We start from the raw sequence: 787 nt of genomic DNA on the forward strand, positions 1-787 counted from the left end.
GAGGCCGATGGTGTGCGGGCACGCCGGATCCCGGTCGACTACGCCTCGCACACCTCGCACGTCGAGTCGATCGAGGGTGAGTTGGCGGATCTGCTGGCGGGGCTCGATCCTCGGCCGTCGCGGGTGCCGTTCTTCTCGACGGTCGAGGGCCGGTGGCTGGACACGGCGGAGCTGGACGGCGGCTACTGGTACCGCAACCTGCGGCGGACGGTACGGTTCGGCGCCGCGGCCGAAGGGCTGATCGACGCCGGGTTCCGCACGTTCGTCGAGGTCAGTGCGCATCCCGTGCTCGCGGCGAGCCTCCAGGAGATCCTGGACGACCGTCCGGCCGTCGTCGTCGGCTCCCTGCGCCGTGACGACGGTGACCTGCGACGTTTCCTGCTGTCGCTCGGTGAGCTCCACGTGCGCGGCGTGCCGGTCGACTGGCCGGCGCCGCACCCGGCCGTCTCCCGGAGAGCGCAGCTGCCGACGTACGCGTTCCAGCACCGCCGTTACTGGATCGAGCCGTCCGGGCCCCTCCTTGAAACGATCACGTCCGACCCGGAGACCGGAGGCGTGCTCGCCGAGGGCAGGCTCTCCGCGCGGAGCCGGCCCTGGCTGGCCGACCACGCCGTCGCGGGACGCGTCCTGCTGCCGGGCGCGGCCTTCGCCGCGCTGGTGGTGCGGGCCGCCGAGGAGTGCGGAGCGGCGACCGTGGAGGAGCTGGTCATCGAGGCGCCGCTGGCGCTGCCGGAGCAGGGCGCCGTACGGATCTCGGTCGCCGTCGGGGCGGAGGACGGCTCGGGCC

General features: G+C 73.7%; 1 protein-coding gene. It reads left to right on the plus strand.

The features are described from left to right. Positions 1-787: acyltransferase domain-containing protein (locus tag ACFFNX_RS51665; RefSeq protein ID WP_378213853.1), on the plus strand; the 787-nt coding region annotated here is incomplete at both ends.

This window comes from Actinoallomurus acaciae, from assembly GCF_042429965.1.
GTDB classification, from domain to species: Bacteria; Actinomycetota; Actinomycetes; order Streptosporangiales; family Streptosporangiaceae; genus Actinoallomurus; species Actinoallomurus acaciae.